Annotated in this window: 12 protein-coding genes and 3 pseudogenes; 9 read left to right on the top strand and 6 right to left on the bottom strand. The window is 57.5% G+C overall.

The window, feature by feature from the left end:
- Positions 1-197: 197 nt before the first annotated feature.
- Positions 198-4,910 (top strand): hypothetical protein, encoded by a 4,713-nt coding sequence (locus SPBM01_RS22120; protein WP_188062695.1) that lies wholly within the window; start codon positions 198-200, stop codon positions 4,908-4,910.
- 127 nt (positions 4,911-5,037) lie between these two features.
- A complete protein-coding gene (locus SPBM01_RS16615; RefSeq protein WP_188062694.1) occupies positions 5,038-5,883 on the top strand; it encodes an IS5 family transposase in 846 nt (281 codons plus the stop codon).
- 268 nt (positions 5,884-6,151) lie between these two features.
- On the opposite strand, the gene SPBM01_RS21785 is transcribed toward SPBM01_RS16615, so the two are convergent.
- On the bottom strand, positions 6,152-6,505 hold the full coding sequence (locus tag SPBM01_RS21785) for a hypothetical protein (protein ID WP_223177716.1): 354 nt from the start codon (positions 6,503-6,505) through the stop codon (positions 6,152-6,154).
- 546 nt (positions 6,506-7,051) lie between these two features.
- Between SPBM01_RS21785 and SPBM01_RS16605 the strand changes: the two genes are divergently transcribed.
- The 7 genes and pseudogenes from SPBM01_RS16605 (at position 7,052) to tnpB (ending at position 12,519) form a co-directional block, all read left to right on the top strand.
- Positions 7,052-7,339 carry a hypothetical protein gene (locus SPBM01_RS16605; RefSeq protein ID WP_188062693.1) on the top strand — a complete coding sequence of 96 codons (288 nt, stop codon included), beginning with the start codon at positions 7,052-7,054 and terminating at the stop codon, positions 7,337-7,339.
- Positions 7,340-7,645: 306 nt separating this feature from the next.
- Positions 7,646-8,645, top strand: a pseudogene (locus tag SPBM01_RS16600) (IS481 family transposase).
- 266 nt (positions 8,646-8,911) lie between these two features.
- Positions 8,912-10,300, top strand: coding sequence for a sugar transferase (locus tag SPBM01_RS21975; RefSeq protein ID WP_262504232.1), 1,389 nt, complete (start codon positions 8,912-8,914; stop codon positions 10,298-10,300).
- Between the two features lie 208 nt (positions 10,301-10,508).
- Positions 10,509-11,498 carry an SDR family NAD(P)-dependent oxidoreductase gene (locus tag SPBM01_RS16590; RefSeq protein WP_188062692.1) on the top strand — a complete coding sequence of 330 codons (990 nt, stop codon included), beginning with the start codon at positions 10,509-10,511 and terminating at the stop codon, positions 11,496-11,498.
- A gap of 80 nt (positions 11,499-11,578) precedes the next feature.
- Positions 11,579-11,737, top strand: a pseudogene (locus SPBM01_RS21970) (transposase); the annotation flags it as partial.
- 192 nt (positions 11,738-11,929) lie between these two features.
- Positions 11,930-12,289 (top strand): IS66-like element accessory protein TnpA, encoded by a 360-nt coding sequence (gene tnpA / locus SPBM01_RS16585; RefSeq protein ID WP_188062691.1) that lies wholly within the window; start codon positions 11,930-11,932, stop codon positions 12,287-12,289.
- Entirely contained in the window at positions 12,286-12,519 is a 234-nt protein-coding gene (gene tnpB, locus SPBM01_RS22225) for an IS66 family insertion sequence element accessory protein TnpB (RefSeq protein ID WP_188062690.1), read from the top strand. Before tnpA ends, tnpB begins: the two co-directional genes overlap by 4 nt.
- A 254-nt stretch (positions 12,520-12,773) precedes the next feature.
- Here tnpB and istB read toward each other — a convergent pair whose 3' ends face one another.
- From istB to SPBM01_RS16560, 5 genes and pseudogenes are all read right to left on the bottom strand, one after another.
- Positions 12,774-13,583 (bottom strand): IS21-like element helper ATPase IstB, encoded by an 810-nt coding sequence (gene istB / locus SPBM01_RS16575; RefSeq protein ID WP_007686496.1) that lies wholly within the window; start codon positions 13,581-13,583, stop codon positions 12,774-12,776.
- Positions 13,583-15,046 (bottom strand): IS21 family transposase, encoded by a 1,464-nt coding sequence (gene istA, locus SPBM01_RS16570; protein ID WP_188062689.1) that lies wholly within the window; start codon positions 15,044-15,046, stop codon positions 13,583-13,585. Before istA ends, istB begins: the two co-directional genes overlap by 1 nt.
- A 204-nt stretch (positions 15,047-15,250) precedes the next feature.
- Positions 15,251-15,391 (bottom strand): hypothetical protein, encoded by a 141-nt coding sequence (locus SPBM01_RS22220; RefSeq protein ID WP_410483068.1) that lies wholly within the window; start codon positions 15,389-15,391, stop codon positions 15,251-15,253.
- A 168-nt stretch (positions 15,392-15,559) separates the two neighbouring features.
- Positions 15,560-15,781, bottom strand: a pseudogene (locus SPBM01_RS22215) (transposase family protein); the annotation flags it as partial.
- Positions 15,782-15,943: 162 nt separating this feature from the next.
- On the bottom strand, positions 15,944-16,342 hold the full coding sequence (locus SPBM01_RS16560; RefSeq protein WP_262504231.1) for a hypothetical protein: 399 nt from the start codon (positions 16,340-16,342) through the stop codon (positions 15,944-15,946).
- Between the last annotated feature and the right edge of the window lie 323 nt (positions 16,343-16,665).

Genomic DNA, 16,665 nt, shown 5'->3' with positions numbered 1-16,665 from the left:
TGCATGCGCCTCTTATCAGATACGGGTCGCCTTATGCAGGATCAGGTGGAGATACGTTCAAAGCGGCCCGCCTTAGCCCGTGTTCTGACTGATTGAAGCGTGCAGGCGCTGAACCCAGTTTTGGTTAATGATGGCCGGCAGCATCTAAACTGCCCAATCGCCCGTAGCTGCGGTGCGCAAGTTGGAGCTGCACGAATATGGATATAACCGGTACCTCAGGCAACGACACGCTCATCGGGACAGATGGCAGTGACAAGATCGATGGCCTTGGCGGTAGCGACAAGCTGTATGGCGGCGCGGGCAACGACACGATAACCAGCGGCCCCGGCACGGATTATCTTTATGGTGAAGACGGCAACGACACGCTGATCAGCAAGCGCGGCACAGGCCCGGACTATTTCGACGGCGGCGCCGGCATCGACCGGGTTAATTCCGATTTCGCCAAGGCGGCCGTGTCGCTTACGATTGATATAACCGATCCCACCGTGATGCAGTATGTCGGAGACGGCAGCACGATCGTGAACGTGGAAGCGTTATCGGTCACCGGCGGCACCGCAGCGGACCGGTTCACGGGCGCCGGGCAGGCTGATACCTTGAGCGGATATGATGGCGACGACGTGTTGATGGGCGCGGGCGGCAGCGACACTCTCAATGGTGGTAATGGCTATGACACGGCCGTGTTTGCCGGGGCAGCAAGCAGCTACAGCATCACGTTGCAGGCAAACGGCACCTACAGGATCGTTAGCGCGGCTGAAGGCACCGATGTGCTGAGCAGCATTGAAAATCTGCGCTTTTCCGATGGCGACGTTCCGATGGTAGGCTATACATCGGCCGCCTCTTACTGGGGCAGCGCTGACGGCAGTGCCAATCTTTTGAACGCCGCGAATTTGCCTGATGGCGTTGGAGCGACTCCCGGGACCGGGTTTACAATCACTGGTTTGACCCGTGCTGCCGATGGAACATGGTGGGCAGCGAACGAAGGCCAGGGAGAACCAGGAGACTCCTCTTACACGCCGTCGCTGATGCATCTCACTGCTGATTTTTCGACCTTGATCAACGAAGTTGTCCTCAAAGCCCCCATTCGTGCGCTGCAGGGGCTAGCGTACAAGGCGTCGACCGGCGAAGTGTTTGCAGCGTCTCTGAGTGAGCGCCTGATCCGGGTCTACAGCGAAGATGGAACCTATCTGCGCGCGATCGCGCCGCGGGAAGGAACGTCTGTTAACGGCCTTGCCTACGATCCCACGCTCGATGCCATCATCATCGGCCATGAAAATGGCAATGCGCTCGTGCGGACGATTGAGTGGCACTCTGCCACCACGGGCGCATTTATCAAATCGATCAACGTAGCCTTTGAGCCGGACCAACTGTTCTTCGATCCCAACTCAGGACCGGAAGGATCGCTTTACTACAGCTATGGTGATGCAGGCGCAGGTCGGATTGGCTATGTGGCCAAGATCGATGTCGCAACGGGCGCGGTCGTGGGCACCTACACCTTGCCTGAAGCCGATGCGATCGAAGGCATCTTTATCGACGGCCAGACCATGTTCGTTGCCAACGATGCTTATTTTCATCGGGGCGACCCTGTGATGAATCGCGTGTTGACATTCGACATCAGCCCTGAAGCCTATGTACTCGACCGTCGTTCGATCTCGCAGGCGCTTTCGGTGAATCTCAATGTCCAGGATCAGACACTGGCCGATGGCACCCACATGGTTGGCGCCGAGCGCTTGTTCTTCCACGGTGGCAGCGGCGATGACATAGCGACCGGAGGGTTGTTCGCTGACACGTTGGTAGGCGGCGACGGGAATGATACGTTGCGCGGCGGGGGCGGTGACGATCGCCTTGTCGGCGCGGCCGGCAACGATCTGCTGATTGGCGGGGCCGGCGACGATGGACTGGAAGGCGGCGCAGGTAGTGACACCGTCCAGTATTTCGGTTCGCGATCGCTCTATACCGTAAGGCAACTGTCATCGACCAGCGTTTCCATCAAGGATAACCGGACGGTTGGCTCAGACGGGAGCGACCTTGTTTCGGCCGTCGAATTCTTCAAATTTACAGACGGTACCTTTTCACTGCAGCAGCTCTTGAGCTCGCCGCTTCCTGTCGTCAGCCTTTCGACGCTCAATGTCCTTGAAGCCCTTGGCAATGGCGAAACGCTTGCCGTGCTTAGCACCACTGGCCAAGGCACCTATGTTTACAGTGTAGTCAACGACTCCAATGGCTTCTTTTCCATTACGGGCAATGTGCTGACCGCAGGAACGACCCCGCTGAACTTTGAGCAGAATATCGTCAGGGACGTGACGATTCGGGCTGTTGAGGCTGGTGGCGGCATCATCGAACAGACTTTTACGCTCACGCTCACCGATGTGAACGAGGCTCCGACGTCTCTCAACATCTATAATGTTGTCTCTGTGCCGGAAAATCCAGACAGCGCGATTCTGGTGGGGAACTTCGTCGTTGTCGATCCCGACCTCGATCAGGCGTTTCGCGATAATGTCGTTACGCTGAGCGACACGCGTTTCATGATCCAGAATCGCGATATCTATCTTAAATCTGATGCATCGCTCAGCTTCGAGAGTGAACCCGTCATCAATTTGACCGTCACAGTGACTTCGGGCACGGGCGCCGTATTGGCTCAGACGATTGCGATCGATGTTACGAATTCCGAGCCGGTACCGCCGACAATCACGGTGTCCGATCTTCGCGCGGTCATCGAAAACATAAGTGGACCGACGTTCGTTGCTAACATTGCGGTCGTGGAACAAAATGGGCAGCCTGCATCTGGCGCGCATGACTTTACAGTCGATGACGATCGTTTCCAAATCATAGATGGCGGCCTCTATCTCAAGGATGGCGTGCAATTCGATTTCGAAGCCGAGCCTCATGTCAGTCTGAACCTTGGTGTCACGACACAGGCAGGTTCGATTGTTTCTCAAACGGTAAATGTGGCAGTAGCAGATGCTGATGATGCGCCTACAAGCGTCATGGTTGCCGATCTGCGCGCGCTGGATGAAAACAGCACAAGCCAGACATTCGTCGCAAATCTCTCCGTAATCGATCCGGACAGCAGTCCGGCGTTTCGCGATAATATATTGGTCGTTGACGATGCCCGATTCGTTGTCGAGAATGGAGCGCTGTACCTCAAGGCAGGCGTTTCGCTCGATTTTGAAGCGGAACCAGTGATCGACCTCGCAATTGGGGTTCTGGTTGGCGGCACAACACAGGTTCTGCAAAATGTCTCTATGGCCGTGGTCGATGGTGACGATGCGCCAACCGACATTGTCGTTTCCAATCTACATGCAGTCCCGGAAAACACTTCGGCGCTGACCTTCGTCGCAAATGTGACAGTCAGCGACGCGGACACCGATCCGGCATTTCTTGGCAACACGCTTTCTGTAAACGACCCGCGCTTTGTGATCGAGAATGGGGCCTTGTATCTCAAGGCAGGTGCCTCGCTCGATTTCGAGACGAGCCCGACAGTCAGTCTAGTGATCACCGCAACCCCGGCCAGCAATGTGGTGGTCACCCGGCCGCTCGCAGTTGCTGTGACCGATGTTGCCGAAGCACCGCTGACAATGTCCTTTTCCACCACGTCTGTAGCCGAGAATATCGCACAGGGAACGGTGATCGGCAGCCTGGCGGCCGCTGCCGGGTACAGCTTCAGCCTTGTCAACAACGACAACGGCCTTTTCGCGCTGGTTGGCAATCAGGTGGTCGCGACGACTACTGCGCTCGATTATGAGCAGGGTTCTGTTCGCGCCTTCACGATCCTTGGTACCAAGGCGGGTGAGCCAGATATCCAGACAGTGTTTTCGCTCAATCTGGTTGATGTGAATGAAGCGCCGACCGCTGTGACGCTCAGAAATGTCGTCTCTACGCTTGCAGAAAACAGTGCCGTCGGGGGCGGGATCAAGGTCGCCGATGTCGCGATCGTCGACGATGCCCTGGGATCGAACGCTTACTTCCTCACCGGATCGGACGCTGCGACCTTTGAACTACGCACCGCAGGCGGCACGACGTCGCTCTTCTACGCCGGCGCTTCGCCAGATTTTGAAACCAAGGCGCTATACGCCGTTGCTGTCGGCGCGCGCGATGCCAGCATAAGCGGGTCTGGCGACGTCTATCAGAACTTTGCGCTCACCATCACCGACGGCAACGAGTCGATCGCGTCGGGTCCTACAGAAGGTGACGATCAGGGCGCGACCGCCATTCGGGGTACGTCTGCGTCCGAGACATTGTTCGGTCTTGGCGGCAATGACGAGCTTTATGGCTTTGAGGGCAATGACATTCTCGATGGCGGTGCGGGCAACGACGTTCTGATTGGCGGCATAGGTGGCGATACGCTGCGCGGTGGCGCAGGCACCGATACCGCATCCTATGAAACGGCGCTTTCGGGCCTGCGCGCAGACTTTCTCTATCCCAACAAGAATAGCGGAGATGCGGCCGGAGACTCCTATAACTCGATCGAGAACATCACCGGATCGGCCTTCAACGACAGTCTCAGCGGCAATCATTCCTCGAACGTTCTTAGTGGCGGCGACGGCGATGACAGCCTCAATGGTCTGGGCGACAGCGATACGCTCATAGGCGGTGCTGGAAACGACTTCCTGACGGGGCAGGGGGGCAACGACAAGCTCGAAGGCGGGCTTGGCAACGACACGCTGAATGGCGGCGCCGGCGGTCGTGACTGGTTCATCTACGCCCAGCACAATCTGGGCAACGATGTCATCCAGGACTTTGAAGACAATGTCGATCTTATCGACTTCCGCGGCAGTGGTATCAGCTTTGCTGACCTCAGCTTCCTGCAGTCAGGTTCCAATGTGCTCATCGGCGAGGCTGGCGGCACCGGGACCATCCTCGTTGCCAACATGACCGTCGGTCAGTTTACAACAAGCGATTTCCTTTTCTAAAGGGCATTCCATTGGGGAATCGTGGCCTCGGCATTGCGCGTTGCTAAGAGGCTGACCGAAAAAGAAGTTGGGTGATATCAGCGAGATGTGATTCAGTCGGAGTTGCGAAACGACGACGGAGTGACACATGTGGACCGACACCACCCGGCGGCAGTATGCCAGAGCCGAACTGCTTTTGCCAAGTGATCTGACTGACGCGGAATGGGCGATTTTGGAACCGCTGCTCCCACCGCGTTCGAAGCTCGGTCGTCCGCCAGTTTGGGATTACCGGCAGATTGTCGAGGCGATCCTTTATCTGCTTCGGGGCGGCCTGCCGTGGCGGATGCTGCCGCCAGGGCTATTTCCGCCCATGACCACTGTACAGCATTATTTCTACCGATGGAGCGCAATGGGTGTGTGGAAATCGATCAACCACGCCCTGCTGCTAATGGCACGTGAAGCGATGGGTCGGGAAGCTTCTCCCAGCGCGGGTGTCATCGATAGCCAAAGTGTGAAAACGACAGAAAGTGGCGGCCCACGGGGCTTTGACGCGGGCAAGAAGATCAAGGGTCGCAAACGGCACATCGTCACAGACACGCAGGGCCTGCTGGTCGGTGCCATCGTTCACACCGCCGATATCCAGGATCGCGACGGTGCGCCTGACGTCCTTGCCAGCATCCGCCAAACCTTCCCGTGGTTGCGTCACGTCTTCGCCGATGGGGGATATGCCGGGGACAAACTGCGCACCGCGCTCACCAAAATCGGCACATGGACCTTGGACATAATTAAGCGCTCCGACGCCGCCAAGGGCTTCAAGCTTCTGCCACGCCGCTGGGTAGTCGAGCGGACAATCGCATGGCTGAACCGCAACCGCCGCCTCGCCAAGGACTTCGAGCGAACCATCGAAAGCGCCACCACCTGGCTTTTCATCGCATCCGTCAACCAAATCACCCGCAGAATCGCACGAGACTGTAATCAAACCGCTTCTTTATGAGTCAGCCTCTGAGCTCGACTTTGTACGATTAGGTAGCGAAGCATAGTGCTTGAGCCATACGTACGAGGCGGGTTGTCGGAATATAGTGCGGTTCTCGGGGCGGCGGGGATTGTTGATTAATGTCGCCGACCCAGAGCTGGAGGCGGACGGCGCCGATGGCGTCACTGAAGGTCAGGCTGGTTTTTCGATACCAGGCGGCGGAATAAGGGTTGCTTTTATTGGTTAGCAGATCGCCGGCCCCCTTCGACTGCCCGCCTGCGGCAGGCGCTCAGGACAGGCGATGCGATATAAGAGAGTAGAGACCCAACAGCGCCGGAGTGGTTCGCGCTATGGCTTTGTCGGTCCACTGGCGCTGTGTCTCGACACCCAGGTGAGCGCGGGTTTCGGCAAATGTGACCTCGATCTGCCACCGCCGGACGTAGAGGGCGATGATGTCGGCGGGCTCGAGGGTGATGTCGGTACTGAAGAAGGCTTGCGGCTCGCGCTTTCCGTCGGGGTCGCGAACCAAGACCCAGCGGACCGGCAAGACCGGGGTGCCCGGCCTGTACCATAAGGCGATGTCGGATGTGATCTCGAGCGTCTTGCCGTTCACATGGCCATACCAGGCAGAGACGTTGCACATTCATTTCCATCAGCGCCTTCGGCATGTGCTGAATATGGGAGGCAGCATATTCGATCAGCCGCGCGATACCGCTCGCCAACCGCTTCAACCAATTCTCTCCGCGTCGCCATGCTCACCTTCCTCATCATTTACTCCCTGCCACCGTCGGCAGCATTTTAGATGAGGCAACTGGACAACACTCGGGAGCAATTCAGGCGAGGCAATGCGAGCTCTGGCGTATCATGACAATCGGACTTCGCCAATGGGCGCACAGGGTCTGATCAGAGAGTCTTGGTATTATCGGCCAACAACGAACCCAGCCCACAAAACCTCGGAGCGGCGGTCTCATGGATAACACGGGCTAAATATATGACGTCAGGCGGGAAGGGGTTGCCCGCCTGACGTGATTATGAAACAAATATGCCTCGGGGAAAATTTCCACGCCATCAGCCATGTGAAAGAGCGCAATCAACTCTTCGCCTGATGGCTGGGGAATGGCTTACCCGACCGACAATTATTCCAATGTTAATACATAAAAGATAAACAGTCAGTGCCAAGAGGATCGCTATGAAACGTCTCAAAACCAAGATTCCTGCTGAATATATTCCCGCTGGCCATGATATGGCCCAGCGTCTGGGGCTGGCGGGCAAAGATGCCGCTGCATCCGAAAACATTGTGGCCGGGATGCATCGGGATATTGAGCGTCGCTTCACTGTCGAGAGGCCTTTTGATTTCGCGGAGATGTGGGCTGAAGCGCGCTCTCCGACTGAAAAGCTGATCGAATTCGTGTCGAGAATGAGTGGGCCTGTCGCGCTTGTCGCTGCTCTGTTTTCAATCGGTCTGCTCATATACTGACCGGTGGCGTAGCCCGACCGACCATATTCCATTCAGGTGGCGTTCGAAAGAAGGTGGCCGGAACCACCTGTCGTTTCAGCCAATCCTCTGTGTCCGTTAGCATCATGACGATATGCGGGTATCGCGCTGAACCAAAGTTGTAACCAAACATAACGGGGGTGCTGCCGGCGTCCCTATTTTTTGTGGACAATTTCAGCTGTGCGGCGACACTAGCTGTCTGGTTGCGACACATCATTGGGACATGGTAAGCAGCGCTATTGCGGATCACGCATGGCGCTTTTCTGCTCTTGTTGATGAGGTTTCGTGATGGTGCAGATACATCCTCAGGCCCGAACCACGCCCGCTGTGCGGGCAGACATTGCCCGCTCCACTGAACCCGCCAGTGTCGTGGCGAAACGCTATGGCATCAGCGACGAGACCGTCCGCAAGTGGCGGAGACGCGGAGAACAGGCGGTCCAGGATCGATCAAGCCGACCCAAGCGCCTTGCCTGGCGGATGAACGAGGAGGAGCGCGCCATCATCTGCGCCGTGCGCAGAGCAACAGGCTTCCCGCTGGATGATCTCGCCTTCGTACTCCGGCACTTTCTGCCACATCTCAACCGCGATAGCATTTACCGTGTCCTGAAGGCCGAGGGACTCAATCGACGACCACCCAAGCCGACGCTGCAGTCCCGCAAGGGGCAGGGACACTTCCACGACTTTGATCTCGGTTTTGTCCACATCGACGTTAAACATCTGCCCAAGTTGCGTACCGCGGACGGTGAGATCCGTAAGCGCTTCCTCTATGTCGCAATCGATCTCTGCTCACGCTTTGTCCACCTCGACGTCTACGACGCCGAGAACGCCGCCAATGCGGTTGCCTTCCTCAAGGCCGCCAGGAAGGCCTTCCCATTCCGCATCACCCATGTGTTGACGGATCGGGGCTCTTGCTTCCTTCACCGCTGACGATTTTGAACGCGCCTGCGCGAAAATCAAGGTCAGCCATCGCACGACCCGGCCTTATACGCCCCAAACCAACGGCATGGTCGAGCGCTTCAATGGCCGCATCGCCAGCGAGGTGCTCGGCATCAATGTTGCTGGCCACGCCGATCTCGAAATCCTGCTGACTGGTTTTAATGGTGCCTACAATCGACGACGACAGCGTGTCCTCCAGAGTGGTTCGCCTAGCCAAAAAGTCGACGAACGCATCCAACTCAAGCCAGCTCTCACCAACCCCCTTTACAAGCCCGCCGCGCAGGACGACCTTATGGCTAAAGTTGACGACGTGTTATATTATGCCAATGATGTGTCACAACCAGACAGCTAACGCAAGCGCAGAAAAATGGTAAAATTTTTAGGTTAACGCTGCCATTGGATTTTGGCGTTGATTGTGGCTAAGATCCCAATATATATATAATAAAATTTAATTTTTCATGTTGTCCCGAAATAAGACGGATCTATCTGATTTTAGTTGCATTGCAGCGCATATCTTGAGTAAACACTTTGGTAACTCTGCATAGATAGACAGATAGATAGATAATTCAATGGACGGCGTGGGTCTGCGTCCGGCGTCATGTGTGGGGAAGCTGTCCTTTGTATCTATTGGATAAATTTTCGACCAATGAAGTCGTAGCACCGGCGCGCGCGCAGGCGACGAAGCGGTCTGCTCGCTTTCAACTCTATGGCACCTTATTAGTGCTAGATTGCCTGTGCATTGCGCTGTGCTTCTGGGTCGTCGGCACCTTGGTGGGATGGCGCTGGTTCAATGCGCAAAGCCTGAATTTGGCTGCCATGATCATACCGATCTATGTTGGCGTCGCCATCAATGGCAACGCCTATACTCTGGGTTCAATCACTCGTCCCGCACAAGCGGCAGGTCACGCAATATTGTCGATGATCTTCTCCATGTGCGCAGTGCAGTGCGTCCTTTACTTCGCGCATAGCAGCGAAAGCTTCTCACGCCTCTCCTTCGGCCTTGGCGGTCTGTTAAGTGCTCTCGTTATGGCAGCGATCCGTCGGCCGTTCAGCACCTACAGCAGCAGTAAAATTAGGGGGGGGCTGCTCGACGAAATCGTGATTATCGACGGCATCGACGTCGATCTCCCTGCGCATGTGCAGACGATCAATGCACATGAATATCATCTCAAACCCGATCTTAATGATCCCTATATGCTCAATCACTTGGGTAAATGGCTGCGGACGTTCGACCGCGTCGTGATCGCCTGCCCACCCTCGCGGCGACAGGCATGGACAATTATCCTGCAGGGTGCCGGCATCCAAGGCGAGATACTGATCCCTGAAAAAAGCGGTGTGCGGGCTATCGGTATCGGTGAATTGCAGGGGTTTGGAACCCACGTGGTTTCGCGTAGCGCACTCAGCGTAGCGAACAGCATCCAGAAACGTGCTCTCGACATCGCTCTGACCGTACCGGCAATCATTCTGCTCTCGCCACTGCTTCTGCTGGTTGCTATTGCGATCAAGCTCGACAGTCCAGGCACCGTCCTGTTCATGCAACCGCGTGTAGGCCTTGGAAACAGACTGTTCCGGATCATGAAATTCCGCAGTATGCGCGCGGAAACGACTGACAATGCCGGCAATGTTTCGGCCAGTCGAACCGACGACAGACAAACGCGGGTCGGACGTTTCATTCGCCGAACCAGCATCGACGAATTACCGCAATTATTCAACGTGCTGCTGGGCGACATGAGCATCGTTGGTCCGCGTCCCCATGCGCTTGGCTCGACCGCCGATTCCAAACTATTCTGGGAAGTGAACCAGCATTATTGGTGTCGTCATGCCCTCAAGCCCGGTATTACGGGACTTGCACAAATTCGAGGATTTCGTGGGGCCACAGAATGTGAGGCAGATCTTGAGAATCGCCTGTCAGCCGATCTTGAATATCTGAAAGACTGGTCGCTAGTTGCTGAAATAGAGATTATGCTCCGTACTGTTCTGGTGCTCGTACACAAGAACGCTTATTGATAAGCTGTGTTTTTTTGATGCGATAGCTGGGAGTGTTTTTATCCCGGCCTACAATTTTAGGTGCTGAAAGCGTACAAAGTTAGGTCGTCAGCAATTCATTGTCCAGATCGTTGACACAGCATGGTTACGACTCTTGCCATTCGTGAAAGTGTCTCTATGCTGCGGTGTAATATCTTTTCTTGGGAAGAATACATAAATGGAAATCACCATGACCGATCCCGTTATAGTAACTGGTGCCGCTGGTTTCATTGGACATGCTACCGCGCATCGCTTGCTCGAACGAGGTGAAACTGTCATCGGCGTTGACATTGTTAACGACTATTATGATCCATCTCTGAAAGAAGCGCGACTCGCCACGTTCGAAGGACGGGAGAGATTCTCCTTCCACCGCATGGACGTGTCCGATGCGCCCGGCATGGCGGCACTGGTGCGAGACAATAAAGTCCAGCGTGTCGTCCATCTCGCAGCGCAGGCTGGCGTACGCTACAGTATCGAAAACCCTTTCGCTTATGAAAAATCGAACCTTGCCGGCCACCTTGCGGTCATGGAGGCGTGCCGCCATGCCGATGAGTTCGTGCATCTCGTTTATGCTTCGTCTAGTTCGGTCTATGGCGAAAAACCGATGGGTGGGGCAGGTTTTACCGAAGAAGAACCCGCCACGTCTCCGGTGTCGCTCTATGCAGCGACCAAAAGATCCTGCGAACTGATGAGCCAAGCCTATGCAAAGCTATACGGCTTTCCACAGACCGGGTTGCGCTTTTTCACCGTTTACGGCCCGTGGGGTCGCCCGGACATGGCCTATTTCGGCTTCACAAATAAAATCATGAATGGTGAAGCGATCGAGGTTTATGGTGATGGCAAGATGGCCCGCGACTTTACCTATATTGACGATATTGTGGATGGTATCATCGGCGCGCTCGATCATCCGCCGGAAACCGGCGGGCATCGCGTCCTGAACATCGGGGACAGCCATCCGGTCGGCCTGATGGAGATGATCGAAACTCTGGAAAAAGCGATAGGTCATACGGCCGAAAAAGTCATGCGTCCGATGCAACCCGGCGACGTCACTGCAACCTATGCCGATGTCTCAAAGCTGGCTGCGTTGACGGGATATAAACCCAAGGTGATGTTGGCTGAGGGTCTTGGCCTCTTTGCCAGATGGTATTTCGATTATTACGGGCCAAAGCCTGCCTCGTAAGAGGCTGACCGAAAAAGAAGGTGGGCAATATCAGCGACATGTGATTCAGCCGCGTTTGCGAGACAACGACGGAACGACACATGCGGACCGATATCACCCGGCGGCGATATGCCAGAGCCGACCTGCTTTTGCCCAGTGATTTGACAGACGCTGAGTGGGAAATCCTGGAGCCGTTGCTACCGGCACGAGGGAAGCACGGTCGCCCGCCGGTTTGGGATTATCGGCAGATTGTCGAAGCGTATGCATCCGGTGAGGCGTAAGCGCCGACAGAACCTTTCAATTACCCACAAGTGGTCTGACGCCAGATTCCACTGATCGCAGCGGTATTGCTGCGATGGAATCAGCGTACGCCTCCGTTGAGAGTCGCCTTCCCCCGGGCGTGATGGACCGCTCTTAAGTTCGCTCTTGAGAGCGGTCGTAGGAGCGGTTTTGTGGGTCAGATTACGGTTTTCGGCGGGCCTGAGCGTCGGCGACGCTGGCGTGAGGACGAGCGGGCGAAGATTCTGTCCGAGGCATTCTCACCGGGTGCCTGCGTAGCACGGATAGCCCGGCAGTATGATGTATCGACGGCGTTGGTTTACACTTGGCGCCGCAAAGCTGAAGTGCAGGCCGCTGCGTCGCCGGCGGAGGTCGGCTTCGTCGAAGCTGTCGTGCTTGACGAGGCAGGCGGCAACCAGTTGTCATCTGCGCCAGCTGTTGTGGTGGATTTGCCTGGCGGGCGACGCGTGAACATCTTCGCCTCGGCGCCGCCGGATGTGGCCGCTGCTGTTCTGAAGGCGCTGATCCGATGATCCCGGTCCCGAGCGGCGGTAAGGTCTGGCTCGCGCTAGGGCATACAGACATGCGCCGGGGAATGAGGTCGCTGGCCTTGCAGGTTCAGCAGTCGCTGAACAAGGACGTCCATGCTGGTGACCTTTATGTCTTCCGGGGCCGGAGCGGGTCGCTTTGCAAAATTCTGTGGCATGACGGCCTCGGGATGTCCTTATACGCAAAACGTCTGGAAAAAGGACGTTTTGTGTAGCGCGACGATTACGGAGTCCGGTCGGCGTCAATTTTGATGGCCGATAGGTGGCCGCGCCGGTTGGTGAATTCTGGCTACCATTTGCTGTTGCGAGGAGCAACCGTCGAGCGACAATTACGACGCTGGGTAATTGTCGCTGGCGCTGGCCGGAAGCGAGGGTTTGAAGCGCATGGGATGGTTGGCATGTAATTGCCGCTGGCGACAATTACCCGTTGCCTCAGCAAGGGTGCTCCCGAGCGCGAAGCCAGCGACAATTATGATGGCCGGTCCGGGGCGCCATTGGGCGGGTCGTAATCGCCGGCGTTGATGCGGGCGACGGCGGAACGCTTGCGGTAGCTTTCGCCGTTCATCTCGATGATGGTCGAGTGGTGCACGAGGCGGTCGATCGCGGCGACAGTCATGGCGGGATCAGGGAAGACGTTGTCCCATGCCGAAAATGGCTGGTTGGCGGTAATGGCGAGCGAGTGGCGTTCGTAGCGGTGGGCGATGAGCTCGAACAAGGCGCTGGTCTCGACCTGGTCCTTGCGGACGTAGGACAGATCGTCGAGCACGATGAGATCGAACTTGTCGAGCTTGTCGAGCATGGCGGGCAGGCTGAGGTCGCGGCGCGCGGACTGGAGCTTCTGGACCATGTCGGTGGTGGAGCAGAACAGGACGCGCCGCCCCGTGTCGATGAGGGCATGGCCAATGGCGGCAACTGCGTGCGTCTTGCCGGTCCCGCTCTGGCCGAACAGCAGCAGGTTGCCGCCGTTCTCGATCCAGTCGTCACCGGCGGCGAGGGACAAGAGGTGCGGTTTGCGGATGCCGGGGGCGGCGTCGAAATCGAAGGTGGCGAAGGTCTTGCCTGCGGGCAAGCCGGACTGGTCGCGATGGCGCTGGATGCGCCGGGAGGAGCGATCAGCCATCTCGATCTCGAGAAGCGAGGCCAGCAGGTTGGCGGCCGGCCAGCCATCGCGATCGGCGGTGTCGGTGAGGCGCTTCCAGTTGCGGTTGATGCTCGGCAGGCGCAAGGCCTTCAGCAGGGTAGGCAGTACGGCGGCGGCCTGATCCTTGGTGCGGGTCATCAGTGCACCTCCCCGCTGGCGATCAGGCTGTTGTAGCTGTGCAGATCGGGTGGCGGGATAGCGACATCGCGCTGCGATCTTGCGGTTGGCAGGAACTCGTCCCTGAGCGCATCGACATCGGGCAAGCGCCCGCTGTCGAGAGCCTCATCGATCCGCCGGGCCAGCACGTCGACACAGTCGCCCCTGGCGGCGATATCGAGCAGCGCGACGGCATCGCGGCAGGCCTGCCGTCCATCGAGTTGGGCATCGAAGGCTTGCCAGGCCCGCCGGTAGGCGTGATCGGGGAAGAGGGCTTCGCGGTAGACGAGGTTGCGCAGTGCACCGGGCTTGCGGCGCAGGTTACCGATCATGTGCCGGAAATCGATGCTATGCCCCCGGTGGGGATGACTGATCCGCACACGCGGCGTGGACATTACCCTGTCCGGGCCGAGGAAGAGCTCGATGCGATCGTCAAAGAGATGCGCGTTGAGGCGCCGTCCGACGAGGCGGGAAGGCACCGAATAGGTAACCCGATCGATGGCGACGGTGCCGTTGCGGGTGACATCGACGGTGACCATGGCGAAATCGGTGGTTCGCCTTGCGGGCAGCGCCTTGAGTACCCTGCGTTCTGCATCGATGCGCGCAGCATGCCGCCGGTTCTGTCTGGCGACCTGCGCCTCAACGAACTCGCGCCAGGCCTCGATGCTGACGAAATCGCGGCTGCCCCGCCGGCGTAAGGCCTGATCGAGCCGTCGCTTGAGATGGGCATGGGGACCTTCGATCGATCCGTTCTCGTGCGCCTCGCCGCGGTTGTTGCGGGTAGCAAGCATGCGGTAATGACGACACAGCTCGTCATAGCTTCGGGTGAAATCCCGCTGCGCATCGGCGTCGAGGTTTTTGTAGGCGGCTGACAGGGAATCGCTGCGGTGTTCGGCCGGCGCACCGCCCAGCTTCCACAACGCATCCTGCAGGTGCTCCGAAAGGGCGGCAAAGCTCTCCCCGCCCAGCACGACAGCCGCATGCTCCCAGCCACTCGCCGCCAAGCGGAAGTGGTAGAGGCGATAGGCCAGGGTCTCGCCGGCAACAGTGACCTTGAGACTGTCGCATACCGTGAAATCCGACAGGCCCTGCCGACCGGGCTCATGATGCTGCGGGAAGAAGATCTCCTTCTCGCCGCCGTGCAGTGCCCGCCAGCGGGCGATCCGGCGTTCCAGTGTTCGTCGTATCGCATCGGGAACAGCATCCTCGCCGAACTCGTCCTGGAGCGTCTCGAAGACCGTGACGGCAATGATACCGTCGATCTGGAGCAACTCCTCTATACGTGGCCAGAATGGCTCGAGCGGATCGGCGCGGGTGCGCCAGTGGCGCTCCTTCTTCTTCTGGGACGGAAGCTGCGGATCGTTCTCGATCCGGCGTGCGCTGCGTTCGCTGATACCGGCCTTGGCAGCCGCGACGGCCTGGGTGTGTTGGCGACGATGGGTCATGAAGAGAAATACCTGCTGATCGGAAATGTGGTGGCCCGGCATCGCAAACCCATCGCTCGTTGTTCGATGAGTGTTCCGATACCACCGCCCGCCACAGCCCCGATCTGCCCCCCGAAAGAAGGGGAAAAAGATCGCCACCGGTTGTCTGGTCCGCTCTCCGGTCGGGGCTGCGCCCCTCCCTACGATCAGACCAGACAACCGATCCTACCGGCCATCATAGTCGCCGCTCAACCGGCCATCGTAGTTGTCGCCGCGCACCCAATCGTCGATGCCCACGATCGTAGGGGCAACGAAACCCGGCACAGGCGCCGACCGGATCATCCGCAGCAATGTATCGCCGCTCACCGGCATCGCCAACCTATGGGCGAGGCGGGAGCCCGGCTCACCGCCCGCTACAAGAGCTATAGCGCGCTGGCTCTCTGCAAGCCGATTGGAGCGTTGCGCCCTCGAAGCGGCGACCCCGGGCAATCGCTCCGTGAATATCTGCACCCTGCAATCAGGCGTCCTGCAGCGAAAGCGCCGCGCCGTGAGGCGCATCGCCACAATCCGTCCATGCCAGGGCAAATCCGAGAGATGGCGCTGGTAATGGCTATGCACGCTGCTCGAGTGCCGTCCGCAACCGGGGCACGAGGAGGAACGCTGAACTGGCCTCACATCCAAATGGAGCCTCCCGTCCGCTGTTTCGTCGCGACTGACAATCGTCAAACCTGCAGGAACGGGAGAAACCGAAGACATCTGGACCACGAGCAAATACCATCGCTGACCGTAATCCCGACTCTATGCACTCACCCGATTCGCGTGTGAATCCCTCAACTTGCACCAAAGATGCGGAAGAACCCTCGATTGACGCGCGTTATCGGTGAGCACGCGTCCGGTCAGCTTCGCTACCGGCGGAAGCTACACCACCTCCCGGGACACAACCTCCAGGTCCTGTTGCACCGTCGCGCGCTTCCGTTCGAGAAGCGGTCTCACGCGTACGGCAATACAGATGATTACCGGCCAAAAAAGCGTGTTCACTACGTCTCCGATCGTATCAGGCCAGCGCCACGAGCCATAATGCAGCCGGTCCATGATTTCGTTGAGGAGTTCTGCCGCAATCACGCAGGAAATGGGAAATAACGACCCAAGAGAGCGTGCACTTACGGCGCGCGCGAGGATGAAGATGATCATACCGGCATGTATATGCAAGATTGTATCCGGCAGTCCGGTTCCGTCGCCCACCCATTTGATGAACCAGACATAGAGATTTGGAAGGTCCATCAGCCCATGCGCCCTAAGGAGGTGGATTGCGTACATGGCACCAGCTTTTGTGAGGCTTGCGACACTAAACCGGTATGGCCGCTTTCTCGAAGCATTTCATCCATTGAGGCTCGATCCTGCGGGACAATCACTAGGTACGTCCTGTAGACATGGCGTCAAGGGATGTAATCGGGGTAAGTGTACCTATGGTAATATTGCTTTTTTTTGACAGGAATGAAGAATAAGTAGAATATCTTCGTCCGCTTGGAGCTGGTTTTGGAAACGGTTTTCCAACCTAAAAATCCCATAATTTTGCCTGTCCGTCGACTGCGAGAAAACCTATTGCGTGCTTAACGCGGCCAATCTTAGCTATCATATGC

It is taken from the genome of Sphingobium sp. KCTC 72723, from assembly GCF_014280435.1.
Classification (GTDB): Bacteria; Pseudomonadota; Alphaproteobacteria; order Sphingomonadales; family Sphingomonadaceae; genus Sphingobium.
The sequence above is the reverse complement of the archived record's forward strand: the minus strand, read 5'-3'. Positions and strand labels throughout refer to the sequence as shown.

Excerpts from the sequence above, each read along its gene's own strand:
- SPBM01_RS22120 (WP_188062695.1), top strand. The coding sequence starts at position 198 with ATGGATATAACCGGTACCTCAGGCAACGACACGCTCATCGGGACAGAT.
- SPBM01_RS16615 (WP_188062694.1), top strand. The coding sequence starts at position 5,038 with ATGTGGACCGACACCACCCGGCGGCAGTATGCCAGAGCCGAACTGCTT.
- SPBM01_RS21785 (WP_223177716.1), bottom strand. The coding sequence starts at position 6,505 with ATGTGCAACGTCTCTGCCTGGTATGGCCATGTGAACGGCAAGACGCTC.
- SPBM01_RS16605 (WP_188062693.1), top strand. The coding sequence starts at position 7,052 with ATGAAACGTCTCAAAACCAAGATTCCTGCTGAATATATTCCCGCTGGC.
- SPBM01_RS16590 (WP_188062692.1), top strand. The coding sequence starts at position 10,509 with ATGACCGATCCCGTTATAGTAACTGGTGCCGCTGGTTTCATTGGACAT.
- tnpB (WP_188062690.1), top strand. The coding sequence starts at position 12,286 with ATGATCCCGGTCCCGAGCGGCGGTAAGGTCTGGCTCGCGCTAGGGCAT.
- istB (WP_007686496.1), bottom strand. The coding sequence starts at position 13,583 with ATGACCCGCACCAAGGATCAGGCCGCCGCCGTACTGCCTACCCTGCTG.
- istA (WP_188062689.1), bottom strand. The coding sequence starts at position 15,046 with ATGACCCATCGTCGCCAACACACCCAGGCCGTCGCGGCTGCCAAGGCC.
- SPBM01_RS16560 (WP_262504231.1), bottom strand. The coding sequence starts at position 16,342 with ATGTACGCAATCCACCTCCTTAGGGCGCATGGGCTGATGGACCTTCCA.